The organism is Kluyvera ascorbata ATCC 33433 (genome assembly GCF_000735365.1).
Taxonomy (GTDB): domain Bacteria; phylum Pseudomonadota; class Gammaproteobacteria; order Enterobacterales; family Enterobacteriaceae; genus Kluyvera; species Kluyvera ascorbata.
Window position 1 is genome coordinate 1 of record NZ_JMPL01000017.1, and the last position, 25,074, is coordinate 25,074.

The window sequence follows — 25,074 nt, forward strand, 5'->3', positions numbered from 1 at the left end:
TTACTGCTTCTGATTTTAATTGGTTGCGGGGGCCAGATTTGAACTGACGACCTTCGGGTTATGAGCCCGACGAGCTACCAGGCTGCTCCACCCCGCGTCCGTGGATGCGCACTATACTCCGCTCAGCATTTGTTGCAACCATTTTTGTGGCAAATCACTCATTTTTTTATAACTTGTACGTATGTGGCGCAATTTGCGTTTTTTTTGTGCGAATTGGTAACTGGGCTTCGCGTTCGCATTTAAATACCCCTGGGGGTTTGTTATCTTCACCGGGCACTTTCGATAATGCGGAATACAAAATACCATGAAAGGACGTTGGGCCAAATATGTGGCAACGGGTGCAATGCTGGCGATGCTGGCTGCCTGTTCGTCAAAACCGACCGATCGCGGTCAACAGTATAAAGACGGGAAACTCACCCAGCCTTTCTCACTCGTGAATCAACCTGATGCCGTCGGCGCACCAATTAACGCGGGCGACTTTGCGCAGCAGTTAAATGAGATTCGTAACGCCTCTCCGCGCCTCTACGGCAACCAGAGCAACCTTTATAGCGCCGTGCAGCAGTGGCTGCTCGCGGGCGGCGACACCCGCACCATGCGCCAGTACGGCATTGACGCCTGGCAGATGGAAGGGACCGACAACTACGGCAACGTGCAGTTTACCGGCTACTACACGCCGGTTGTCCAGGCTCGTCATACACGTCAGGGCGAATTCCAGTATCCTATCTACCGTATGCCGCCTAAACGCGGCAAGCTGCCGTCCCGCGCGAGCATTTATGCCGGTGGGCTGAGCGATAACTACATACTGGCCTACAGTAATTCGCTGATGGATAACTTCATCATGGACGTGCAGGGCAGCGGCTATATTGATTTCGGCGACGGCTCGCCGCTGAACTTCTTTAGCTACAGCGGCAAAAACGGCTGGCCCTATAAAAGTATCGGCAAGGTGCTGATCGACCGTGGTGAAGTGAAGCGCGAAGATATGTCGATGCAGGCGATCCGTCACTGGGGCGAAACCCACAGCGAAGCGGAAGTCCGCGAGCTGCTGGAGCAGAACCCGTCATTCGTCTTCTTTAAACCGCAGTCGTTTGCTCCGGTGAAAGGCGCCAGCGCCGTGCCGCTGATTGGCCGCGCTTCAGTGGCGTCTGACCGCAGCATTATTCCGCCGGGCACCACGCTGCTGGCTGAAGTGCCGCAGCTCGACAATAACGGTAAGTTTAACGGCCAGTACGAGCTGCGCCTGATGGTGGCGCTGGACGTCGGCGGCGCGATTAAAGGCCAGCACTTTGACATCTACCAGGGCATCGGCCCGGATGCCGGGCACCGTGCGGGCTGGTATAATCACTACGGACGCGTATGGGTGCTGAAGACAGCGTCCAACGGCGGGAATGTGTTTAGCGGTTAAGTCCGTGATTTCCCCGGCGTCTTGTAGCCCGGCCGAGCAACGCGACGCCGGGAACGCTCGATATCAATGAATTTGAGGTTTTATGTCTGTGGTTATCAGTGACGCCTGGCGCCAGCGTTTTGGCGGCACGGCACGTTTGTACGGTGAAAAAGCGCTACAGGTCTTTGCTGACGCGCATGTGTGCGTGGTCGGTATTGGCGGCGTTGGCAGCTGGGCGGCGGAAGCGCTGGCGCGTACCGGCATCGGTGCGATCACGCTTATCGACATGGATGACGTGTGCGTTACCAACACCAACCGTCAGATCCACGCCCTTGGCGGCAACGTCGGGCTGGCGAAAGCGGAAGTGATGGCCGAGCGTATTCGCCTGATAAACCCTGAGTGCCGCGTCACCGTGGTGGATGATTTCGTCACGCCGGATAACGTCGCCGAGTACATGGGCGCGGGCTACAGCTACGTGGTGGACGCTATCGACAGCATTCGCCCGAAAGCCGCGCTGATTGCCTACTGCCGTCGCTATAAAGTCCCATTGATTACTACCGGCGGCGCGGGCGGGCAGATTGACCCAACGCAGATTCAGGTAAGCGATCTGGCGAAAACCATCCAGGACCCATTGGCGGCGAAGCTGCGTGAGCGGCTGAAAAGCGATTTTGGCGTGGTGAAGAACAGCAAAGGCAAGCTCGGCGTCGACTGCGTATTCTCAACTGAAGCGCTGGTTTACCCGCAGGCGGACGGTTCGGTCTGTGCAATGAAAAGCACGGCGGAAGGCCCGAAGCGGATGGACTGCGCCGCTGGATTCGGTGCAGCGACTATGGTCACCGCCACTTTTGGCTTCGTGGCGGTTTCCCATGCGCTGAAGAAAATGCTCGCGAAAGCGGAGCGTCAGGCTAGCGTCTGACGCGCGGCTTCCATCATTGCCTCGCTCAGGGCCATCAGGCCCTGAGCGCGAGAGGCGCTTAGTTGACCGCGTAGCCCTAGTTCATCAAACAGGTTGAGCGGATCGTCTGCCAGAATCTCCGCTGGCTGTTTGCCTTCCGCCGCCGTCAGCAGCACCGCCAGTAGCCCACGTACAATCCTTCCTTCGCTATCGCCAAAGAAGTGCAGCGTGCCGTCTGGAGATTGGGTATAGCCCAGCCAGACGCGGTTTTCGCAGCCGGGGATCTCGCGCGCCTGCGCTTTAAGCTCGTCCGACAGCGCTGGAAGCTGTTTTCCTAACAGGATCAACTGGCGGTATTTCTCTTCCCACTGCGAAAGCGCCGCAAACTGTTTTCGTAACGTTTCAGGCGTTACGGTGGTGCCGAACGGGTGTCCGGCGAGTGAAGGCGTCGTCATTAGTCCACCAGAAGTTCGAGCGCACGGTCGACGGCGCTGACCAGCGCTTGAACGTCGTCCTGCGTATTGTAAGGGGCAAACGAGGCGCGCAGCGTACCGCTCACGCCCATTGCCGCCAGCAGCGGTTGAGCGCAGTGCTGACCGGCGCGCAGCGCAATGCCGTATTCCGCCATCAGCGTCACCATATCGCTGTGGTGAACGCCAGCAAAATCAAAGGCCAGCAGGCTGGAGTCCTGACAACGGAAAGAGCGGAAGCCTGGGCGTTTTGCCAGTTCTTCCTCCGCAAGCGTCGCCAGACCCCGGCTCCAGGATTCGGCCTGTACCATGTCGATATCGGACAGCCACTCCAGTGCCGCGCTGAGGCCAATCACCCCGGCAACGTTTGGCGTACCGGCCTCCAGACGATAAGGCACCGGCTGAGTGGTGAAACCGTCGAAGGTCACTTCGCTGATCATTTTGCCGCCGCCGAGCCACGGCGTCATGGCGTCGAGCAGCTCGCTTTTGCCGTACAAGGCGCCAATGCCGGTGGGCCCGTAGAGCTTATGGCCGGAAAAGGCGTAGAAGTCGATATCCAGCGCCTGCACATCTGCCGGGAAGTGGACGGCACCTTGCGCCCCGTCGACCATCACGACCATATTCGACTGATGGGCGAGCGCGATTGCGCGGGCCAGGTCCGGGCAACCGCCGGTGACGTTGGACATTTGCCCCAGCGCCAGAATACGGCTGCGTGGGGTAATCAGTGCGGTGAGTCGTTCAACGTCGGGCAGGCGGTCTGCGCCCAGCGGCAGCTGGACTATTTTTGCGCCGGTCTGTTCAGCCACCATCAGCCACGGCACCAGGTTGGCATGGTGCTCGGCGACGCTGACGATGATTTCATCGCCCGGCTGCAGGCGAGGGCGCGCATAGCACTGGGCCACCATATTGATGGCTTCGGTGGTACCGCGCGTCCAGACGATATCCTTGCCGCCTGGCGCGTTGAGCCAGCGGGCCACCTGGTCGCGTGCGGCTTCATAGCGTGCCGTCAGGCGCTGTGCTTCGGCAAACTGGCTGCGGTGGACGTTACCCGCGCTCAGCGAGTAGAAATGCGTCGTCGCCTCGATGACCGCCTGCGGTTTTAACGCGGTGGCGGCGCTATCAAGGTACACCCCGGCATCGTGCAGGGCGGGAAACTGGGCGCGAAACTGCGCTGGGGAGAAGGCGTTCATGGAATTCCTCATATCAATAAGGAGATCGTCGCGCAAAATGCGCGTTGATACAAGGCTTGTGCTCATCGTCGGAATTATCCGGAACTGCATACGAAGCCGCGTCAGTGTCTTATGCTGTTTAGTGTTGGGGAAAAATTAATCCCTGTTGTTAATCTAATATTGAATAGCATAAGTCGCTTTAAGGAGAACAAAATGAAAAAGACTGCCGCCGTACTCTCTGCCTGTATGCTGACTTTCGCGCTGAGCGCCTGCGCGGGGCCGAACTACGTGATACACACTAATGATGGCCGAAGCATCGTGTCTGAAGGGAAACCTCAGACGGATAATGATACTGGTTTGATTTCGTATAAAGATGCGAACGGTGTGAAACAGCAGATTAACCACAGCGAAGTGAAAGAGATGGTTGCGCTGGAGAAATAAAAAGGCGATCGTCCAGGCAAAAAAAAGCACCGCAATTAGGCGGTGCTACATTAATCACTATGGACAGACAGGGTAAATGTACAGGAAGTGAAAAAGGGTAGCCTTGCTACCGTGATCTGAATTGCAGACCAATTGCAAACACAACAACACAACATCACAACCGTAAGCCAAAAGCCCTTCAGAACACGCATTCCAAAAAAAGCTTCTCGTTCCGGCTCAGGAAGTGCCGCCATGATAGGTATTTGCTGGTAGAAGCTCAACGGACAAATTATAATGGCTCAGATAAAAAAACTAATAGGTTAACTGTTGTTTCCTATTTGTTAAAATCAATTAACAATTGAGTTCTGGGACCATGTCAAAGCGTTTGCCACCACTTAATGCATTACGTGTATTTGATGCAGCCGCACGCCATTTAAGCTTCACTCGCGCGGCCGATGAGCTTTTTGTGACGCAGGCCGCAGTAAGCCACCAAATCAAGTCTCTTGAGGATTTTCTGGGGTTGAAGCTGTTTCGGCGGCGCAATCGTTCTCTGCTTTTGACCGAAGAAGGGCAGAGCTATTTTCAGGACATCAAAGAGATCTTTTCGCAATTAACAGAGGCAACGCGTAAACTACAGGCACGAAGCGCGAAAGGGGCGTTAACCGTTAGTTTATTGCCCAGTTTTGCTATTCAGTGGCTGGTGCCGCGTCTCTCAAGCTTTAACTCAGCTTATCCGGGAATTGATGTCAGAATCCAGGCCGTAGACCGTCAGGAAGACAAGCTGGCGGACGATGTCGACGTGGCGATTTTTTATGGCCGCGGCAACTGGCCGGGGCTGCGCGTGGAAAAACTGTACGCCGAGTATCTGCTCCCCGTCTGTTCCCCGCTGCTGCTGACCGGTGAGAAAGCGTTAAAAACGCCCGCTGACCTGGCAAAACACACGCTGCTGCACGATGCTTCCCGCCGCGACTGGCAAACGTATACGCGCCAGCTGGGGCTCACTCATATTAACGTACAACAGGGACCGATCTTCAGCCATAGCGCCATGGTGCTACAGGCTGCCATCCACGGACAGGGGGTTGCGCTCGCGAATAACGTGATGGCGCAGTCGGAGATTGAGGCAGGCCGTCTGGTGTGCCCGTTTAATGATGTTCTGGTCAGTAAGAATGCGTTTTATCTGGTTTGTCATGACAGTCAGGCTGAACTGGGTAAAATAGCGGCCTTTCGTCAGTGGATTCTGGCGAAAGCGGCGAATGAACAAGAAACGTTCCGTTTCCGTTACGAACAATAAATGAATTTAGGGTAATACCATGACCAGCCGTTTTATGCTGATTTTTGCCGCAATCAGTGGCTTTATTTTTGTCGCACTGGGCGCGTTTGGCGCGCACGTGCTGAGTAAATCGTTGGGCGTTGTCGAAATGGGTTGGATCCAGACCGGTCTGGAATATCAGGCATTTCACACGTTGGCGATTTTTGGACTGGCGGTCGCGATGCAGCGCCGCATTAGTATCTGGTTCTACTGGAGCAGCGTATTCCTGGCGCTGGGTACCGTGATGTTCAGCGGTAGCCTGTATTGCCTTGCGCTCTCCCATTTACGCCTGTGGGCGTATGTTACCCCGGTGGGCGGCGTCAGCTTCCTTGCCGGTTGGATTTTGATGTTGATTGGTGCCATTCGACTTAAGCGTAAGGGTGTTGTTCATGAATAAGGTTGTGCTGTATTGCCGCCCTGGGTTTGAGAAAGAGTGTGCTGCGGAAATTACTGATAAAGCCGGTCGCCGCGAAGTGTTTGGCTTTGCGCGCGTTAAAGATAACTCCGGCTATGTGATTTTCGAATGCTATCAGGAAGGGGACGCCGACAAGCTGGCGCGAGAGCTGCCGTTTAGCTCGCTGGTGTTTGCCCGCCAGATGATTGTGGTTGGCGAACTGCTGAAAGATTTACCTGCCGAAGACCGCGTAACGCCGGTTGTCGGTATGCTGCAAGGCGTGGTGGAGAAAGGTGGCGATCTGCGCGTTGAAGTGGCAGACACCAACGAAAGCAAAGAGCTGATGAAGTTTTGCCGTAAGTTCACCGTGCCGCTGCGCGCTGCGCTACGTGAAGCTAACGTGCTGGCGCCGTACGAGACCACTAAGCGTCCGGTGGTGCACGTGTTCTTTATCGCGCCGGGCTGCTGCTATACCGGGTACTCCTATAGCAACAACAACTCACCGTTCTACATGGGTATTCCACGCCTGAAGTTCCCGGCCGATGCCCCAAGCCGCTCAACCCTGAAGCTGGAAGAGGCGTTCCATGTCTTTATCCCGGCCGACGAGTGGGACGAGCGTCTGGCAAACGGCATGTACGCGGTCGATCTGGGCGCGTGCCCTGGCGGCTGGACCTATCAGTTGGTGAAGCGCAACATGTGGGTCTCCTCCGTGGATAACGGCCCGATGGCGCAGAGCCTGATGGATACCGGCCAGGTGACCTGGCTGCGTGAAGATGGTTTCCGCTACCGCCCAACCCGCAGCAACATCTCGTGGATGGTGTGCGATATGGTTGAGAAGCCGGCGAAAGTGGCGGCGCTGATGGCCGATTGGCTGGTGAACGGCTGGTGCCGTGAGACCATCTTCAACCTCAAGCTGCCGATGAAAAAGCGCTATGAAGAGCTGTCGCAGAACCTGGCGCACATCCAGGCAAGGCTTGATGAAAACGGGATTAACGCCCAGATTCAGGCGCGCCAGCTGTACCATGATCGCGAGGAAGTGACCGTTCACGTACGCCGTCTGTGGGCCGCCGTCGGCGGTCGTCGCGACGAGCGTTAATGATTGTAGCCCGGCCGAGCGCAGCGACGCCGGGGTTAGCTCCGAGCCTGCATCGGGGGCGGCGTTATCGGTTAAGCCTTAACTGCTGCAAATTGCCATCGATATGCAAATCCGTCTCCAGCCGCGCGATATCGCGGCATAAAAACGCCATCTCCTGGTGCTCAATCAGTTTCTTGCGCCACTTCTCCGGTATGTCATCCAGATGCGCATACAGCGTCTCCAGCGTGGGGAACTGCGTTAACAACTGGGTAGCGCTCTTTGGGCCAATCCCCGCCACGCCCGGCACCTTTGAACTGCTGATCCCTGCAAGCCCCCAGTAGTCCGGCAGCTGATGCGGCTGGACGCCGAACTCTTTTTCGATAAACGGCACGTCGAGCCAGCGCTTCTGGAAATAGTCGCGAATGCGCAGGTTGGGCGAGAGCAGCTGGCAGTAGCCTTTATCGGTGGAGACGATGGTGGCCTGATGGCCTGCTCCAGCGACTTTCACCGCCAGCGTTGCCGCTAAATCGTCGGCTTCGTTTCCGCTGGAAACCCAGCAGCGCACGCCGCGTAGTTCGAAGGCAGCGCGCAGCGCGGGCATTTCAGCATGCAGGTCGTCTGGCATGGGCGGACGGCCCGCTTTGTAGTCAGGAAGGCGCTGGTGACGCCAGCCGCTATTGCGCGCCTCGTCGTCAAACACCGCCACCGCGTGAGTTGGCTGGCTGTGGGCAATCAGCAGATCCAGCGCGTGCTGGCAGGTTTCCACACAAGGGGAACCCTGAACGGCATGGATACGGCGTATCAGGTTGAGTGCATCAACAATCAGCAAATGGACGGCCACAGGTGTTCTCCCTAACGATTCGAGCGACAAGGGTAACATTCACGGCACAGTGAGGCTATTGGCGAGGGATAAAACGGGAAGAGGCCTCGCAAAACTGCACGAGGCCTCTGGGGGGATGACGTTAGTCGCAGGCGACCACTTTCATCGCCAGGCCGCCGCGAGAGGTTTCGCGATACTTGGCGTTCATGTCTTTACCGGTTTCGTACATAGTCTCGATAACCTTATCGAGGCAGACGCGCGGCTCGCTGGTACGGCGAAGCGCCATACGTGCGGCGTTCACCGCTTTGACTGAAGCAATGGCGTTACGCTCGATGCACGGTACCTGTACCTGGCCGGCAACCGGGTCGCAGGTCAGACCGAGGTTATGTTCCATACCGATTTCTGCGGCGATGCATACCTGCGCAGGGCTTGCGCCTAGCAGTTCAGCCAGACCCGCAGCGGCCATGGAGCAGGCTACGCCGACCTCACCCTGACAGCCCACTTCGGCACCGGAGATAGAAGCGTTCATCTTGTACAGTGAGCCAATCGCGCTCGCGACCAGCATGTAGCGCGCCAGCGAGTTAGCGTTCACTTCACGGATAAACTTGTCGTAGTACGCCAGCACCGCAGGAACAATCCCGCAGGCGCCGTTGGTTGGTGCCGTTACCACGCGGCCACCGGCGGCGTTCTCTTCGTTAACGGCCAGCGCGAACATGTTGATCCAGTCGACAACCGCCATTGGGTCGCTGCTGATTTTATCCTGGCTTACCAGCATACGACGCAGCGCGGCGGCGCGGCGCGGAACGCGCAGTTTACCCGGCAGGACACCTTCAGTGGTGGTGCCGTGTTCGATACCACCCTTCATCACTGCCCAGACGTCAGCGAAGTGCTTTTCCAGCTCTTCTTTGCTGTGTAGCGCCAGTTCGTTTTGCATCATCAGGCCGGAGAGCGACAGCCCGGTTTCGTTGCAGTGACGCTGCAAATCGGCGGCGTTTTTGTACGGGTAAGGTACGGCAACTGGCGCTTCAGTCGTCTGACCGAAGTGCTCTTCATCGACGATAAAGCCACCGCCGATGGAATAATAGGTTTTGCTGTAAACGGCGTTGTCGCCCGCCAGTGCGGTGATACGCATGCCGTTTTCATGCAGGGAGAGGTTGTCGGCATGGAAGTTCATGCACTGGTCAACCGGGAACTCCACTTCGTGCTGACCGTTGGCCAGCATCAGGCGACCGTGGGTGTTCACGTCCTGGATAAACGACGGGATAGCGTCGATATCAACCGTATCAGGCAGATTTCCTGCCAGACCCATAATGATGGCGATATCGGTATGGTGACCTTTACCGGTCAGAGAGAGTGAGCCGTAAACATCGACGACTACGCGAGTAATATCATTGAGGATCCCACGCGCAATCAAGTCGTCCGTGAACTGTTTGCCTGCTTTCATTGGCCCCACGGTGTGTGAGCTGGAAGGACCAATGCCGATTTTGAAAATATCGAATACGCTAATCATGAGGCGTCCCTATGGTATTGAAGTGCGCCGCCCCGAGGGACGGCGCAGGGTGATTAACTAAACAGAGAGTAGGAGATGGCGGAGATAGCGATGAGGCCCATCAGGACAACGAAGACGTTGCTAATGTGACCGCTGTACTTACGCATTGCCGGTACTTTCTGAATGGCATACATCGGCATCAGGAACAGAATCATTGCGATGATTGGGCCGCCCAGGGTTTCAATCATCCCCAGGATGCTTGGGTTCAAGGTTGCCACGATCCAGGTGGTAATCAGCATGAACAGCGCAGTGATTTTGTTCAGTTTGTTGATTTCGATGGTTTTGCCTTTGCTACGCAGAGACTTGATAACCATACCGTTAAAGCCTTCGCGTGCGCCCAGGTAGTGGCCCAGGAAGGATTTGGTGATAGCGATAATCGCGATAATCGGTGCCATCCAGGCAATGACCGGCGCGTTGAAGTGGTTCGCCAGGTAAGACAGGATGGAGATGTTCTGCTCTTTTGCCGCCGCCAGGTCCGCTGGGGACAGGCTCAGTACGCAGCTGAAGACGAAGAACATAACGGTCAGCACCATCATCACGTGAGCACGAGCCAGAATAGAGGAGCATTTTTTCTCTGCGCCCTGGCCGTATTCTTCACGCTTCGCGACCGCGAAGGAGGAGATGATTGGTGAGTGGTTGAAGGAGAACACCATAACCGGGATTGCCAGCCACAGGGTCATCCACAGGCCGTTGCCGGTAGAGGCTGCGCTGCTGAAGGACAGCGTTTCCAGCGCCGCACCGCTCCACTGTGGGATCAGATACAGAGCCAGCACCATCAGGGCTGCTACAAACGGGAACACCAGGATGCTCATCGCTTTAACAATCATCTGCTCACCGAAGCGAACGATGGTCATCATACCGACGATCAGAATCAGTGACAGCAGCGCGCGCGGTGGCGGCGTGATGTGCAGCTGGTGAGCCAGGAAGCTCTCAACGGTGTTGGTGATTGCTACGCTGTAAACCAGCAGGATTGGGTAGATAGCGAAGAAGTAGAGCAGGGTAATCAGTTTACCTGCGCCGATACCAAAGTGCTCTTCAACCACTTCAGTGATGTCTTCGCCCGGGTTTTTACCGGACAGTACGAAGCGGGTCAGGCCGCGGTGTGCGAAGAAAGTCATTGGGAACGCAAGGATAGCCATGATGATAAGCGGGATCATGCCACCAACGCCGGCGTTAATTGGCAGGAACAGTACGCCCGCGCCAATTGCGGTACCGTAAAGACCCAGCATCCACATTGTATCTGTTTTGCGCCATCCGCTAGCAGATTCTGCTGTGACGATAGTGCTGGTTTGAGTGTTTTCCATCTGTATCTCCTGGAGGAAGGAAAATGCTAATTTTTTAGTCAAATAAAATAAAAAGAACGTTAAAACCAATATTAAATTTTATAAGCACCGGCTTTTTTGTGATTTTTACCCGATGCCGTTTTAGACGAGCGCAAATGTACATTTAACTGGTAAATGTATCAGTGATCATGATCGCAAATGTAATAATCCACTTTCAGTGTGGGTTATTGCAGGTATTTTTCCTGTAATTGCAACATATGCAGAAATTAATGGTCGCGAAGGCTACCATTCGCAGTATGTGTGGTAAATGGTGGAGGGGGTAAATACGATGTTTTTGCTGATAAAAATGGTGAAAATGGCGTTTTTTAGCGCTTAAACATAACTATGACTAATAATATGTGGTCGGATAACATACGCAAACGATTGGCTGTGAATGAATAGGCGGGGTTAAGCGGGTTATTTTGGGGAGAATTCCGGCGGAAAAGACCGCCGGAAGGGGAGTGAATTACGCTGAGGTCAGACTCAGGCGCAGATTTCGTAGCAGGGAATGTAGGCCGAGCCGGGCAGTTTCATACGATGCTGGGCGACGAAGCCCTGCAGCAGTTCATCCATACGGCGCATCATCTCTTTATCGCCGTGGATCTTATACGGCCCAAACTCTTCGATAGCGCGAATGCCCACTTCCTTCACGTTACCCGCCACGATGCCGGAGAAGGCGCGTCGCAGGTCGGCGGCCAGTACTTCAACCGGCTGATCCGGATAGAGCTTCAGGCTAGCCATGTTTTCGTGTGACGGCTCGAACGGCATTTGCAGGTCTGGCGCAATGCGAATCGACCAGTTAAAGCTGTAGGCATCACCGGTATCGCGACGGTTCTCTTTCACCAGCGGCATCGCTTTCTTCATCTGCCGCGCCACTTCGACTTCATCATCAATGATGATTTTGTAATGGCGGCGCGCGCCTTCGCCAAGCGTATGCACGACAAAATCGTCCAGTACGCGGAAGTAGTCGGCGCTCTCTTTCGGGCCGGTGAGGATAAGCGGCAGCACCTGGTCTTTGTTCGCTGGGTTCATCAGAATGCCCAGCAGATACAGCAGCTCTTCCGCCGTACCGACGCCGCCAGGGAAGATGATTATCCCGTGGGCAATACGGACAAAGGCTTCCAGACGTTTTTCGATATCCGGCATGATGATCAGTTCGTTCACCAGCGGGTTAGGTGGCTCAGCGGCAATAATGGACGGCTCGGTCATGCCGATAAAACGGCCTTCTTTATAGCGCTGCTGCGCGTGACCCACCGCGGCACCTTTCATCGGCGCTTCCATTGCGCCCGGACCACAGCCGGTACAGATGTTCAGCTCGCGCAGGCCAAGCTGATTACCGACGCGGCGAGCGTACAGGTATTCGTTTTCATTAATGGAGTGGCCGCCCCAGCACACCACCATGCTCGGCGCTTCGCCAACGTGCAACGCGCGGGCGTTACGCAGAATCGAAAACACCAGGTTGGTAATGTGGGTTGAGCTTTCCAGATCGAGGTTTGGGAAGCGGACGGTGTTATGAATTTGCCCATAGACGAAAAGGATGTCGCGTAGGACGGCAAACAGGTTGGCCTGCAGCGAGCGAATAATTCGCCCATCAACGAAGGCGTCTTCCGGCGGATTGATAAGCTCAAGCTTCACGCCGCGCTCGCGGCGCAGCACGTTAATGTCGAAGCTCTCAAAACGGGACAGCAGCTCTTTGCTGTTATCGGTCAGGCTACCTGAGTTCAGTACGGCCAAAGAACAGTTACGGAACAATTGATACAGGTCGCTGCTGGCCGTGCGTTTAAGCATGTCAACTTCCAGCTGCGACAACATATCCATTGAGCCAAGCGGGCTAATATGTGTAATCAAGTGAACTCCTTACGGGACGAAAATCGTCTTCCTTGCTGATTACAATAGCCTCGCTGGCCTGTTTTCTACAACCTCGGCGCGGAACAAAGCGCGCAAAATTGAGAATTTGTTAAGCTTACTGGCGCACCAGTCGGCCAATAGCTGGAACAAATTCACCGTTTGAGCGCCACGGATTAATATCCAGACCGCCGCGGCGCGTATAGCGTGCGTAAACGCTCAGGCTCTCCGGCGCGCAGAAACGTAGGAGGTCATTGAAGATACGTTCGACGCACTGCTCGTGGAATTCGTTGTGATGGCGGAACGATACCAGGTAACGCAGCAGCTTCTCACGGTCGATTTGCGGGCCACGGTATTGAATCTGCACTGAGCCCCAGTCCGGCTGATGGGTGATAAGGCAGTTTGATTTCAGCAGATGGCTGACCAGCGTCTCTTGCACCACCTTCTCACCGGCCGCGCCGTCGAGATAATCGGCGTTAAATTCGTAGCTCTCAATCTCGATATCCTGATTATCAATGCAGCTACCGTGGAAGTGAGCAATAGGCTGACCTTCCAGCTCGTCAATGCGATACAGCGCAACGGTCACGTGGCCTTCAGCGCAGGCGCACAGGTCGCGTTCCAGCGTCTGCTGCACCGCTTCCCAGCTATCAAAACGCGTCTGGTTGAAGCTGTTGAGGTACAGCTTGAAGCTTTTGGACTCCACCAGATTGACCGTCGCGTGGCTTAGCTCGACGTGGCCAACGGCCACCTGCGGCAGCCCTTTGGCATTCAGCCAGGAGAGTTCATACAGCGTCCAGATATCCGCGCCATGAAACGGCAAGGTATCGGCGTGCAGCCCGAGCGGGTCGCGGTTTAAGCTGCGCGGCACGCCCTGAAGCAGGGAGGCATCGTAGGTATCGCGATAATCTGTGGTTTTACCCAGGGTCAGGCCAGACAGCGCCTGATGGTTCTCATAAGAAGACATGTTTCACCGTTACAAAGCAGGTACACTATTGTTTCTAGTGTATCCTGGCTAACCTGAAGAGAGAAATTCGTGGATCAGCAGACCGCAGAAGCATTACACGCATTTACCCAACGCTATTGCGATGCCTGGCAGCGTGAGCGCAACAGCCTGCCGCGCAGCGAGGAACTTTACGGCATTCCGTCCCCGTGCCAGGTCTCGACGACCGATGATGAGGTGCTCTGGCAGCCGCAGCCGTTCGACGGCGAGCAAAATGTAAATGGCGTTGAACGCGCAATGGACATTGTGGTACAACAACCCATTCACACCTATTATACCACCCAGTATGCGGGTGATATGCGCGCAATGTTTATGGGAGAAACCCTGATGTTGCTGCAGGCGTGGAGCCCTGACGATTTTCGTCGCGTGCAGGAAAACCTGATTGGTCACCTGGTCACGCAAAAACGACTTAAACTTTCACCGACGCTGTTTATCGCGACGCTCGACAGCGAGCTAGACGTGATTTCCGTCTGCAATGTGACCGGTGAAGTCATCAAAGAGACGCTCGGTACCCGTAATCGCCTGCCTTTAGCGTCGTCACTTGCGAGTTTCCTGACTCAACTTGAGCCTATCCTGTAAGACAGTTTGCCCATCACTTTGTGAGAGATCTCTTACACGCCTTGTGAGAGATCGCCAGAAGATAAGTAAGACACTCATCCTACCCATTTAGTAATTTCCTTTTATATCAATATAGTATTCAAATATTAAGCATATTATTGCTCAGGTAAGTCTTAAGGGGTTGTCTCACAAGCACTTGTAAGACGGGGCGGAATAGCGGATTCTATCTACGTCGACAGGGAGTCGCACAATGAAGTGAACATTAGGATGATGGCACTTCATAGGACACACCGGGAAGGTGATTCAAGGAAAGGCTTCAGGATGAAGCAAAAGGACAACGCAGGAACGCGTTAAAGGACACCTCCAGGACGGAGAATGAGAGCCAGACAGGATATCTGGTGGATCAGGAAGATCAGGACACACTCAAGGATTGGGTGAAATCACATCGGGGTGGTGTGATGCAGGAAGCAACCGTTTATGGATGAACATGGTCAGGAGACCACAGGAAAAGTTGTCACGGATGAGCAGGGAGCACCAAAAGTAGCTGGATTGCTGCGAAACGAACCGGGAGCACTGTTTTTACAGTGCTCCCTTTTTTTTGTTTCCCGCCAACTAGTGATATCCTGCGCCCGATTTTGTTTCCTCTGAGGTTTCCATGACACGCCACGACAGCTTACGCGATCAACTACTGCTTATTGAAACCCTGATGCGCCAGCATCAACACTGGCAAGAGACCGCACCGCATGAGAGCGCATTCGCCAGCGATCAGCCATTCTGCATGGATACGCTGGAGCCGTTAGAGTGGCTGCAATGGGTGCTGATTCCGCGCATGCACCAACTGCTCGATAGTGAAATGCCGCTGCCAACCGGTTTTGCTATTGCCCCATACTATGAAATGGCGCTGGATGCCGCACACCCGCTGCGCGCGATCATTCTGCCGCCGCTGGAACAGCTGGATGCCTTCTTCGTGAGCGATACGCACTGATGCTGGAAATTATTTACCAGGATGAGTGGCTGGTGGCGGTGAACAAACCGTCCGGCTGGCTGGTACATCGCAGCTGGCTCGACCGCGATGAAAAAGTCGTGGTGATGCAAACGGTGCGCGACCAGATTGGCCAGCACGTTTTCACCGCCCATCGCCTTGACCGCCCAACCTCTGGCGTCCTTTTAATGGGGCTTTCCAGCGAAGCGGGCCGCCTGCTATCCCAGCAGTTTGAACAGCACCAGATGCAGAAGCGCTACCATGCTATCGTGCGCGGTTGGCTGATGGACGAGGCCATTCTCGACTATCCGTTGGTGGAAGAACTCGACAAAATTGCCGATAAGTTTGCCCGCGAGAATAAAGACCCGCAGCCGGCGGTGACCCATTATCGTGGGCTGGCGACGGTGGAAATGCCGGTGCCTACGGGCCGTTATCCTACCACCCGCTACGGGCTGGTCGAGCTGGAGCCGAAAACCGGCCGTAAGCATCAGTTACGCCGCCATCTGGCGCATCTTCGTCACCCGATTATTGGCGACAGCAAGCACGGCGACCTGCGCCAGAATCGCAGCGGTGCCGAGCATTTTGGCTGTCACCGTTTAATGCTTCATGCTAGCCAACTCTCGTTAACGCACCCGTTTACCGGTGAGCCGCTGACCATTCGCGCTGGGCTAGATGACGTCTGGATGCAGGCTTTATCACATTTCGGCTGGCGTGGGCTTCTCCCTGAGAATGAAAGGGTTGAGTTTGTGAGCGACTGCGGTCAGGATGAAGCTATCCAGAAGTAAACAGGGAGTTAAATCATGGCTGAAGTAGGGATTTTTGTCGGCACCATGTACGGCAATTCGCTGTTGGTGGCGGAAGAAGCAGAAACCATTCTGAGCGGTCTTGGTCATAAAGCGACGGTATTTGAAGACCCGATGGTCTCTGATTGGGAAAGCTACACCGGAAAGTACGTGCTGGTGGTGACTTCCACAACCGGACAAGGCGATTTACCTGACAGCATCGTACCGCTGTTTAACGATCTGCAGGATATGTATCAGCCGCATCTGCGCTACGGTATTATCGCGCTGGGTGATAGCACCTATGCCAATTTCTGCGGCGGCGGTAAGCGGTTTGATGCGCTTTTACAGGAACAAGGCGCGCAGCGCATTGGCGAAATGCTGATGATTGATGCGTCTGAAGACCCGGAGCCGGAGAGCGTTTCCAATCCGTGGGTTGAGCAGTGGGCAACGCTGCTGAAATAACCAAATCACAGGGCTGCCCTCTCCCTACGCAGAGGGCCTCCTTGTTCGTGCTGCCAGCCAATCCTTTGTAAACCAACGACAAAAGAGATCATAACGGCTCTTCTCCTGCCCCACATCTGGCGTTTGCCCTAAAACCCTATTTTTATAGCGGCTTTGCCTGGCGTTTTCACAACGTCAAGAGAAGCGTTTCACGCTCCTGCCTTTCCCCTCGAATGAGAGGGCTGCGTTTTTCATTTTCGTGAGCGACTGCCCAGGTTATTGGGCTTATGCTGAAAATTTATCATTAAGTGAACGAAAATGCTGTGCGTTTGAACAGTGAGGCGACGCAGTCCTCTTTTTATACTTTCTCCTGCCAGTTACTAAAAAGCAGTAGTGCAACGACATACTGCATAAAACACAAATACGTCATTCTGATTACCCTACAGGTTGTGCTGTTCAGAATGAATGTAGCGAAAAGCTATAATTCAGGAGTACAACAATGAGTTCATTGAGTCAGACCGCGAGTGCCGTTGAAAAACGGACGAATGCTCGCTATTGGATTGTGGTGATGCTGTTTATCGTCACCTCGTTCAACTACGGTGACCGTGCGACGCTTTCCATCGCCGGCTCAGAGATGGCCAAAGATATTGGCCTTGACCCTGTCGGTATGGGTTATGTTTTTTCAGCATTTTCATGGGCCTATGTTATTGGCCAAATTCCAGACGGTTGGTTGCTTGATCGCTTCGGCTCTAAACGCGTCTATTTCTGGTCTATCTTTATCTGGTCGGTTTTCACCCTGTTACAGGGATTTGTCGACATCTTTAGCGGTTTTGGCATCATTATCGCGCTCTTTACCTTGCGTTTTCTCGTCGGGCTTGCTGAATCGCCATCCTTCCCGGGCAACAGCCGTATTGTCGCGGCCTGGTTCCCGGCTCAGGAGAGGGGAACGGCGGTTGCTATTTTTAACTCCGCGCAGTACTTCGCGACCGTGATCTTCGCCCCGATCATGGGCTGGTTAACCCATGAGGTGGGTTGGTCACACGTCTTCTTCTTTATGGGCGGTCTGGGGATCGTTATCAGCTTTGTCTGGATGAAAGTGATTCACGAGCCAAATCAGCACCCAGGCGTGAACAAAAAAGAGCTGGAGTACATTGCTGAGGGCGGCGCGCTGATTAACATGGATCAGAAAGGCCCTAAGACGAAGGTTCCTTTCAGCGAAAAATGGGGGCAGATTAAACAGTTAATTGGCTCCCGCATGATGATTGGTATTTACATCGGTCAGTACTGTATCAACGCCTTAACCTACTTCTTTATCACCTGGTTCCCGGTTTATCTGGTGCAGGCTCGCGGGATGTCGATTCTCAAAGCCGGTTTCGTTGCCTCAGTTCCGGCGGTATGCGGTTTTGCGGGCGGCGTATTGGGCGGGATTATCTCTGACTGGCTGATGCGTCGCACCGGCTCGCTCAACGTGGCGCGTAAAACGCCTATCGTGCTGGGGATGCTGTTATCGATGGTGATGGTGTTCTGTAACTACGTCAACGTTGAGTGGATGATTATCGGCTTTATGGCGTTGGCCTTCTTCGGAAAAGGTATCGGTGCGCTGGGCTGGGCGGTGATGGCCGATACGGCACCGAAAGAGATCAGCGGTCTGTCCGGTGGCCTGTTCAACATGTTCGGTAATATTTCCGGCATCGTAACGCCAATCGCGATTGGCTACATCGTTGGGACCACCGGCTCCTTCAACGGTGCGCTGATTTATGTGGGGATTCATGCGCTCGTGGCGATTCTGAGTTATCTGGTGCTTGTGGGCGATATCAAACGTGTGGAACTTAAACCAATAACGGGACGTGCATGATGAATACACAATCAAGCCCCATCATTACGGACATGAAAGTCATTCCGGTCGCCGGACATGACAGCATGCTGCTGAACATTGGCGGCGCGCACAATGCCTGGTTCACGCGAAATATTGTGGTGTTAACTGATAACGCCGGGAATACCGGCGTAGGCGAAGCGCCGGGCGGTGAGGTGATTTATCAGACGCTGCTCGATGCCATCCCGATGGTATTGGGGCAGGAAGTTGCGCGGCTGAACAAAGTGGTGCAGCGGGTGCATAAAGGCAACCAGTCTGCTGATTTTGATACTTTTGGTAAAGGCGCGTGGACGTTTGAACTGCGGGTGAACGCAGTGGCCGCGCTAGAGGCGGCGCTGCTTGATCTATTGGGCAAAGCGCTGAACGTCCCGGTGTGTGAACTGTTGGGGCCGGGTAAACAGCGTGATGCGGTCACGGTGCTGGGCTACCTGTTCTATATAGGCGATCGTACGAAGACCGATTTGCCCTATCTGGAGAGTACACCGGGCAACCACGAATGGTACCACCTGCGTCATCAGGAAGCGCTGAACAGCGACGCGGTGCTGCGTCTTGCGCAGGCCTCTCAGGATCGTTACGGGTTTAAAGATTTCAAGCTAAAGGGCGGTGTATTGCCGGGTGAACAGGAGATTGAATCGGTACGGGAGTTGAAAAAGCAGTTCCCGGACGCGCGTATTACGGTTGATCCTAACGGTGCCTGGCTGCTGGATGAAGCGATTTCGCTGTGCAAAGGGTTGAACGATGTGCTGACCTATGCAGAAGACCCCTGTGGCGCAGAACAAGGATTCTCCGGTCGTGAAGTGATGGCGGAGTTTCGCCGCGCAACCGGCCTGCCGGTGGCGACTAATATGATTGCCACCAACTGGCGAGAAATGGGGCACGCGGTGATGCTAAATTCAGTCGACATTCCGCTTGCCGACCCGCACTTCTGGACTCTCTCCGGGGCGGTTCGCGTCGCCCAACTTTGCGACGATTGGGGGCTTACCTGGGGCTGCCACTCTAACAACCATTTTGATATTTCCCTGGCGATGTTTACCCATGTCGGTGCTGCTGCGCCGGGTAACCCAACCGCCATTGATACCCACTGGATTTGGCAAGAAGGTGATGCCCGCCTGACCAAAAATCCACTTCAGATTAAGGACGGTAAGATTGCCGTACCTGATGCGCCTGGGCTTGGCGTAGAGCTGGACTGGGAGCAGATTCATCGGGCGCATGAAGCCTACAAAAAACTGCCAGGGGGCGCACGTAACGACGCTGGCCCGATGCAGTATCTGATTCCCGGCTGGACCTTTGACCGTAAACGCCCTGTTTTCGGCCGCAATTAATTTAAGAAAGGATTGAACAATGACGATGCAAACTTCAACGCCAGTAGTCACTTCGATGCAGGTTATTCCGGTTGCTGGTCACGACAGCATGCTGATGAATCTGAGCGGAGCGCATGCGCCGTTCTTTACCCGCAATATTGTGATTATCAAGGATAACGCAGGGCACACGGGGGTTGGGGAGATCCCCGGCGGTGAGAAAATTCGCCTGACCCTCGAAGACGCCATTCCGCTGGTGGTGGGGAAAACCCTCGGCGAGTACAAAAACGTACTGAATACCGTGCGCAGCACCTTTGCCGACCGCGATGCGACCGGTCGCGGCCTGCAAACTTTTGACCTACGTACCACGATTCATGTGGTGACGGGAATTGAAGCGGCGATGCTCGATCTGTTGGGTCAGCATCTGGGCGTTAACGTAGCGTCCCTGCTGGGCGACGGTCAACAGCGTAGCGAAGTAGAGATGCTGGGCTACCTGTTCTTCGTCGGTAACCGTAAAGCCACGCCGCTGCCGTATCAGAGTCAGCCGGACGAGAAATGCGACTGGTATCGACTGCGCCATGACGAAGCCATGACCCCGGATGCAGTAGTGCGCCTCGCAGAAGCGGCGTATGAAAAGTATGGCTTCAACGACTTTAAGCTGAAAGGCGGCGTGCTGGCAGGTGAAGAAGAAGCTGAGTCTATCGTGGCGCTGGCAAAACGTTTCCCGCAGGCGCGCGTGACGCTGGATCCAAACGGCGCATGGTCGTTGAATGAAGCGATCCAGATCGGTAAATACCTGAAAGGATCGCTGGCCTACGCTGAAGATCCGTGCGGCGCTGAGCAGGGCTTCTCCGGTCGTGAAGTGATGGCGGAATTCCGCCGTGCTACGGGGCTGCCAACCGCCACCAATATGATTGCCACCGACTGGCGTCAGATGGGCCATACGCTGTCTCTGCAATCGGTGGATATTCCGCTGGCGGACCCGCACTTCTGGACCATGCAGGGCTCGGTACGCGTGGCACAGATGTGCCATGAGTTTGGCCTGACCTGGGGCTCACATTCTAACAATCACTTCGATATTTCGCTGGCGATGTTCACCCACGTGGCTGCCGCCGCACCAGGGAAAATCACCGCAATTGACACCCACTGGATTTGGCAGGAAGGTAATCAGCGCCTGACCAAAGAACCGTTTGAAATCAAAGGCGGTATGGTGCAGGTACCGAACAAACCGGGTCTGGGCGTTGAGTTGGATATGGACCAGGTGATGCAGGCCAATGCGCTGTACAAAAAGCACGGACTCGGCGCACGCGATGACGCGATGGGAATGCAGTATCTGATCCCGAACTGGACATTTGATAACAAACGTCCTTGCATGGTGCGCTAAGCTTACTGCCGACTCCATTGGAGTCGGCAGTGTTCTGTATACTCTGGTGTGCAGAGCACTGCCGCAAATTCGCATAAGGACAGCCCATGAAGATTGTGATTGCCCCTGACTCATACAAGGAAAGCCTGAGCGCGCTGGATGTTGCCTGTGCGATAGAGGACGGTTTTCGCGAGATTTTCCCCGATGCGCAGTACGTCAAACTGCCGGTTGCCGACGGTGGCGAAGGTACCGTAGAAGCGATGGTGGCGGCAACGCAGGGGCGAGTTGTCGACGTAGAGGTCACTGGGCCTTTGGGCTCTCCCGTGCGGGGTTTCTACGGTATTTCCGGCGATAACCGATGCGCGTTTATTGAAATGGCGGCGGCAAGCGGTCTGGAGAGCGTACCTGTGGCTCAGCGTAACCCGCTGAAAACCACCTCCTGGGGAACCGGAGAGCTTATTCGTCACGCGCTGGAATGCGGCGTTAGCCGTATCATCATTGGTCTTGGCGGTAGCGCGACCAACGACGGTGGTGCCGGAATGGTGCAGGCGCTGGGTGCCCGACTGCTGACCGCGAGCGGCCAGCCTATTGCACCGGGCGGTGCCGGGCTGGAGACGCTGGCAACCATTGATATCAGCGGATTGGATAGCAGACTGTCGCGCTGTCAGATTGATGTCGCCTGTGATGTCACCAACCCATTGACCGGCGAAGAGGGTGCCTCCGCGGTGTTTGGCCCGCAAAAGGGGGCGACGCCGGAGATGGTCGCGTTCCTGGATCGCGCCCTGGCGCACTATGCGGCGTGTATTCAACGAGATTTAGGCCGCGACGTGCTGACGCTTGAGGGCGGCGGCGCGGCGGGGGGAATGGGGGCGGCATTGCATGCGTTCTGCGGCGCAGCGCTGCGTCCAGGGATTGAGATTGTGACCGATGCACTGCACCTTGATGCGCTGGTGGCGGATGCCAGTCTGGTGATTACCGGCGAAGGGCGCATGGATAGCCAGACGATTCATGGCAAAGTGCCGGTAGGCGTGGCGAAGGTGGCGAAGCGCTACCGTATTCCGGTGATTGGGATTGCCGGAAGCCTGACGCCGGACGTCGGCGTGGTGCACCAGCACGGTATTGACGCGGTGTTCAGCGTGATGTATCGCATTTGCACCCTGGAAGAAGCTCTGTCGGAAGCGGGTGAGAACGTGAGAATGGCGGCGCGGAATATTGCGGCGGTGATTAAATTAGGGCAGACGCTGTAGGTTTTCCCGGGGTCGCTGGCGCTCGCCCGGGCTACATTTAATGGTAGCCCGGCCAAGCGAAGCGCCGCCGGGAATGGCTCTTACCCCAACATTTTCCGGGTTTCGCGGGTCACATTGTCCATCTCATCCAGCAGTTCCAGCAGCTCCGGCTCCAGCTCTTCAGGCGGCGTGCCGCCGCGCAGCTGGCTTTCAATCAGTTGACAGAGATGTTTGAGACGCGGAACCCCGCTATAGCCGCAGCTACCGTGCAGTTTATGGATCGCATCGACCAGATTCTCCGGCTCCTCACCGACCAGTTGCTCTTCCACTTTATTGCGCACCTCCGGCAGGAAGGCGACCAGCATCTGTAGCATTTCCCGCGCCAGGTCAGGTTTATAGGCCGCCTGACGTAGCGCCAGTTGCCAATCTAACGTGGCATTCAAATCGACCGGCGGCTCAACCGGTTCGGCGTTCACCGGGCGAGGCACCACGTTGACGCCTGGCTTGTAGCGCAGCAGTAAATCATGCAACCGGTTTTCTTCAATCGGCTTCGCCAGATAGTCGTTCATACCGGCTGTCAGCAGCTTCTCACGCTGTCCGGCGAGGGCGTGGGCGGTGACGGCAATCACCGGCGTTTGCTGCTGATGCGGCAACTGGCGAATCAGCTCACAGGCGCGAATGCCATCGATATCCGGCATCTGGATATCCATCAGAATCAGGTCGAACTTCATCTGTTTGGCGCACTCAACGGCCTGGTGGCCGCTTTCGCACAGCTCAACGTGCTGCACCTGATCGTCAAGCAGCGCGCCGATAAGCTTCAGGTTAGCCGGGTTATCGTCCACTGCCATGACCGTCATCGGCAGGCGATGTTCGGTATGTGGGACGGCAATCTGAGAAGAGGTGCTGAGGCTAAACTCCAGCAGCACCGGCATCAGTCGGGTGATGGTCAGCGGCTTCAGCAGGCAGGCCGATGCGCCGTCTTTCTTCAGCGCTTCCGCGTCTACCTGCGCGTGGCACGGTAGCGCCAGCACCAGGTGATCGGTCATGTCCAGCGCCATGCCCAGCTTCTCGCGGTGGATGCTCAGATCGCGAACGGAAACCGGTACGGCAACCAGCAAAATATCGTAGAACTCTGCGGGCAACGCGGCGATGCTGACGGCGTAGACCACCTCCAGCGGCGTAGAGGTGAGCATATCCAGCGTGGCCTGTGCCGCAGAGGCGTTGGCCTCCACGTAGGCAATGCGCTTGCCCTTCAGACTGCTGGTGTCCGGGCCATCGGTAATCACATTCGGGTTCAGATCGAGGTTGATGTTAAACCAGAAAGTGGACCCCCGGTTTGGCTGGCTGTGGAAGGAAATGTCGCCGCCCATCTCGCGCACCAGTTTTTGCGTGATAACCAGCCCCAGACCTGTCCCCCCGTGTCGACGGGAGATACTGGCATCCGCCTGGCGGAAGGCCTGGAACAGACGTGACTGATCGCGCTCCGGAATACCAATTCCGGTGTCGCGGATCTGCACTTCAATTTGCACCTTGTTATTGCTGACCGCGCGCTGCTCGACCAGCACGTCAATGTTACCGTTTTCGGTGAACTTGATGGCGTTACCCACCAGGTTGGTGATCACCTGCTGGAGACGCAGCGGGTCGCCGATAACGTTATCCGGCACGTCGTTTTTAATATTAAGCGTCAGCTCCAGCCCTTTATCGTGGGCCGAATGCGCCAGCAGGGTGACCACTTCATCCAGCGAATTACGCAGCGGGAAAGGAATGCTCTCCAGCAGGAGTTTACCGGCTTCCAGCTTCGAGAAGTCGAGCACGTCATTGATAATGGCCAGCAGGTTATTGGCCGAACGTTCAATGGTATTGAGGTGGTCGCGCTGGGTGGGGTTGAGTTCGGTTTTGAGCGTCAGACGAGTAAAGCCAATCACCCCGTTAAGCGGCGTACGCAGCTCGTGCGACATGTTGGCGAGGAACTCAGACTTTATGCGCGCGGCTTCCTGCGCGCGCTTTTTCGCTAGATCCAGTTCAACGTTCTGGATCTCCATCTGCTCAAGCGTTTCGCGTAAATCCGACGTAGCCTGGTCGACGTTGTGCTGCATCTCCTCGTGATAGGCGGCGAGCGACATCGCCATTGAGTTAATGCCGTTTTTCAGCATATCCAGCTCACCGAGCATAAAGCCTTCAACGCGGCTATCGAGCTGCCCTCGTCGAATGCGGTCAACCGTATTCACCATGTTGCGAATCGGCCCCGTGACGTCCTGCATCAGCCGCCAGCCGAAAATGAGCGCAATGCCGATACAGAACAGCATCATCACGCTGGAGATGAAAATCTCTTTGTACTGCTGGAGCCGGACGGATTTGAGATCCAGTTCCAGCGCCACGTAGCCCAGCATGTTAATGGGCGTCTTGGCATCCGACTGCGGCGATTCATCCGGCGAATAATGCTCGGAGATAATCGGCGTGCGCAAAATCATAATATCGCCGTGCCGGGTTACGCTTAGCCTTCGGGGAAACGCCGTGCCGCGCGGGAGCTGTAGTTCGCTTGGGTCCAACTGATAGTTGGAGGTGACGAACAGCTTATTGTGTTCATCATAAACGGAAATGGCGCGCACAATATCGGAATGGCGGCGGTGCAGCACGCTAATTAATTGACCGATGGATTCGCGATTTTGCAAATTCATACCATATTCACTGGAGACGGCGAGCGGTTCAATAATGCTGGCACCGGCGTCTTCCAGCTGACGCTGCAGGTCATGATAGCGGTGTACGACGAAGAAAATACTGAGCAGTAAACCGATGAGTACGGTTGGTGCCAGGATCAAAATCATCATTCTTGCACGCAGGCTGTAGTTGGTCATGGAGGTCCGTTGTGGGAGAATCAGAGCAATATTTTTGATTGAGAAAA

At 55.4% G+C, this 25,074-nt stretch carries 22 protein-coding genes and 1 tRNA gene; 14 read left to right on the plus strand and 9 right to left on the minus strand.

The window, feature by feature from the left end; translation table 11 throughout:
• Window positions 1–20: 20 nt before the first annotated feature.
• Window positions 21–97: transfer RNA gene (locus GKAS_RS06740), tRNA-Met, on the minus strand.
• A 207-nt stretch (window positions 98–304) separates the two neighbouring features.
• Between GKAS_RS06740 and mltA the strand changes: the two genes are divergently transcribed.
• Window positions 305–1,402: a murein transglycosylase A gene (mltA, locus tag GKAS_RS06745; protein ID WP_035892818.1), complete on the plus strand. Its 1,098-nt coding sequence runs from the start codon at window positions 305–307 to the stop codon at window positions 1,400–1,402.
• An 82-nt stretch (window positions 1,403–1,484) separates the two neighbouring features.
• The gene (gene tcdA / locus GKAS_RS06750) at window positions 1,485–2,297 is read left to right on the plus strand and encodes a tRNA cyclic N6-threonylcarbamoyladenosine(37) synthase TcdA (RefSeq protein WP_035892819.1); all 813 of its coding nucleotides are present in this window, start codon (window positions 1,485–1,487) and stop codon (window positions 2,295–2,297) included.
• On the opposite strand, the gene csdE is transcribed toward tcdA, so the two are convergent.
• Window positions 2,282–2,731: a cysteine desulfurase sulfur acceptor subunit CsdE gene (csdE, locus tag GKAS_RS06755; protein ID WP_035892820.1), complete on the minus strand. Its 450-nt coding sequence runs from the start codon at window positions 2,729–2,731 to the stop codon at window positions 2,282–2,284. The genes tcdA and csdE overlap by 16 nt on opposite strands.
• Window positions 2,731–3,936 carry a cysteine desulfurase CsdA gene (gene csdA, locus GKAS_RS06760; protein ID WP_035892821.1) on the minus strand — a complete coding sequence of 402 codons (1,206 nt, stop codon included), beginning with the start codon at window positions 3,934–3,936 and terminating at the stop codon, window positions 2,731–2,733. Before csdA ends, csdE begins: the two co-directional genes overlap by 1 nt.
• Before the next feature lie 192 nt (window positions 3,937–4,128).
• On the opposite strand from csdA, the gene GKAS_RS06765 reads away from it, so the two are divergent.
• The 4 genes from GKAS_RS06765 (at window position 4,129) to rlmM (ending at window position 7,134) form a co-directional block, all read left to right on the plus strand.
• A complete protein-coding gene (locus tag GKAS_RS06765) occupies window positions 4,129–4,356 on the plus strand; it encodes a YgdI/YgdR family lipoprotein (RefSeq protein ID WP_035892822.1) in 228 nt (75 codons plus the stop codon).
• Window positions 4,357–4,708: 352 nt separating this feature from the next.
• Window positions 4,709–5,626, plus strand: a complete 918-nt coding sequence (gene gcvA, locus GKAS_RS06770) for a glycine cleavage system transcriptional regulator GcvA (RefSeq protein ID WP_035892823.1) — start codon at window positions 4,709–4,711, stop codon at window positions 5,624–5,626.
• Between the two features lie 19 nt (window positions 5,627–5,645).
• Window positions 5,646–6,041, plus strand: coding sequence for a DUF423 domain-containing protein (locus GKAS_RS06775; protein WP_035892825.1), 396 nt, complete (start codon window positions 5,646–5,648; stop codon window positions 6,039–6,041).
• The gene (gene rlmM / locus GKAS_RS06780) at window positions 6,034–7,134 is read left to right on the plus strand and encodes a 23S rRNA (cytidine(2498)-2'-O)-methyltransferase RlmM (protein ID WP_035892826.1); all 1,101 of its coding nucleotides are present in this window, start codon (window positions 6,034–6,036) and stop codon (window positions 7,132–7,134) included. Before GKAS_RS06775 ends, rlmM begins: the two co-directional genes overlap by 8 nt.
• A gap of 64 nt (window positions 7,135–7,198) precedes the next feature.
• Here the strand turns inward: rlmM and xni are convergent, their stop codons facing one another.
• From xni to queF, 5 genes are all read right to left on the minus strand, one after another.
• The gene (xni, locus tag GKAS_RS06785; RefSeq protein ID WP_035892827.1) at window positions 7,199–7,954 is read right to left on the minus strand and encodes a flap endonuclease Xni; all 756 of its coding nucleotides are present in this window, start codon (window positions 7,952–7,954) and stop codon (window positions 7,199–7,201) included.
• Window positions 7,955–8,075: 121 nt separating this feature from the next.
• On the minus strand, window positions 8,076–9,443 hold the full coding sequence (locus GKAS_RS06790; RefSeq protein ID WP_035892828.1) for an L-serine ammonia-lyase: 1,368 nt from the start codon (window positions 9,441–9,443) through the stop codon (window positions 8,076–8,078).
• Window positions 9,444–9,496: 53 nt separating this feature from the next.
• The gene (locus GKAS_RS06795; protein ID WP_035892829.1) at window positions 9,497–10,786 is read right to left on the minus strand and encodes an HAAAP family serine/threonine permease; all 1,290 of its coding nucleotides are present in this window, start codon (window positions 10,784–10,786) and stop codon (window positions 9,497–9,499) included.
• A 501-nt stretch (window positions 10,787–11,287) separates the two neighbouring features.
• Window positions 11,288–12,652 (minus strand): nucleotide 5'-monophosphate nucleosidase PpnN, encoded by a 1,365-nt coding sequence (gene ppnN, locus GKAS_RS06800; protein ID WP_035892831.1) that lies wholly within the window; start codon window positions 12,650–12,652, stop codon window positions 11,288–11,290.
• Window positions 12,653–12,767: 115 nt separating this feature from the next.
• Window positions 12,768–13,613 carry an NADPH-dependent 7-cyano-7-deazaguanine reductase QueF gene (queF, locus tag GKAS_RS06805; protein WP_035892832.1) on the minus strand — a complete coding sequence of 282 codons (846 nt, stop codon included), beginning with the start codon at window positions 13,611–13,613 and terminating at the stop codon, window positions 12,768–12,770.
• A gap of 69 nt (window positions 13,614–13,682) precedes the next feature.
• Between queF and syd the strand changes: the two genes are divergently transcribed.
• The 8 genes from syd (at window position 13,683) to GKAS_RS06845 (ending at window position 22,193) form a co-directional block, all read left to right on the plus strand.
• Entirely contained in the window at window positions 13,683–14,228 is a 546-nt protein-coding gene (gene syd, locus GKAS_RS06810; protein ID WP_035892833.1) for a SecY-interacting protein, read from the plus strand.
• 634 nt (window positions 14,229–14,862) lie between these two features.
• A complete protein-coding gene (locus GKAS_RS06815; protein WP_035892835.1) occupies window positions 14,863–15,192 on the plus strand; it encodes a YqcC family protein in 330 nt (109 codons plus the stop codon).
• Window positions 15,192–15,974, plus strand: coding sequence for a tRNA pseudouridine(65) synthase TruC (gene truC / locus GKAS_RS06820; RefSeq protein WP_035892837.1), 783 nt, complete (start codon window positions 15,192–15,194; stop codon window positions 15,972–15,974). The genes GKAS_RS06815 and truC overlap by 1 nt, the downstream gene beginning before the upstream one ends.
• Window positions 15,975–15,989: 15 nt before the next feature.
• Window positions 15,990–16,433, plus strand: coding sequence for a flavodoxin (locus GKAS_RS06825; protein ID WP_035892839.1), 444 nt, complete (start codon window positions 15,990–15,992; stop codon window positions 16,431–16,433).
• Between the two features lie 478 nt (window positions 16,434–16,911).
• On the plus strand, window positions 16,912–18,267 hold the full coding sequence (gudP, locus tag GKAS_RS06830; RefSeq protein WP_035892841.1) for a galactarate/glucarate/glycerate transporter GudP: 1,356 nt from the start codon (window positions 16,912–16,914) through the stop codon (window positions 18,265–18,267).
• Window positions 18,267–19,607: an enolase C-terminal domain-like protein gene (locus GKAS_RS06835; RefSeq protein ID WP_035892894.1), complete on the plus strand. Its 1,341-nt coding sequence runs from the start codon at window positions 18,267–18,269 to the stop codon at window positions 19,605–19,607. The genes gudP and GKAS_RS06835 overlap by 1 nt, the downstream gene beginning before the upstream one ends.
• Before the next feature lie 19 nt (window positions 19,608–19,626).
• On the plus strand, window positions 19,627–20,967 hold the full coding sequence (gene gudD, locus GKAS_RS06840; protein WP_035892843.1) for a glucarate dehydratase: 1,341 nt from the start codon (window positions 19,627–19,629) through the stop codon (window positions 20,965–20,967).
• Between the two features lie 86 nt (window positions 20,968–21,053).
• Window positions 21,054–22,193 (plus strand): glycerate kinase, encoded by a 1,140-nt coding sequence (locus tag GKAS_RS06845; RefSeq protein ID WP_035892844.1) that lies wholly within the window; start codon window positions 21,054–21,056, stop codon window positions 22,191–22,193.
• 80 nt (window positions 22,194–22,273) lie between these two features.
• Here GKAS_RS06845 and barA read toward each other — a convergent pair whose 3' ends face one another.
• Window positions 22,274–25,027: a two-component sensor histidine kinase BarA gene (gene barA, locus GKAS_RS06850; protein ID WP_035892846.1), complete on the minus strand. Its 2,754-nt coding sequence runs from the start codon at window positions 25,025–25,027 to the stop codon at window positions 22,274–22,276.
• Window positions 25,028–25,074: the final 47 nt, after the last annotated feature.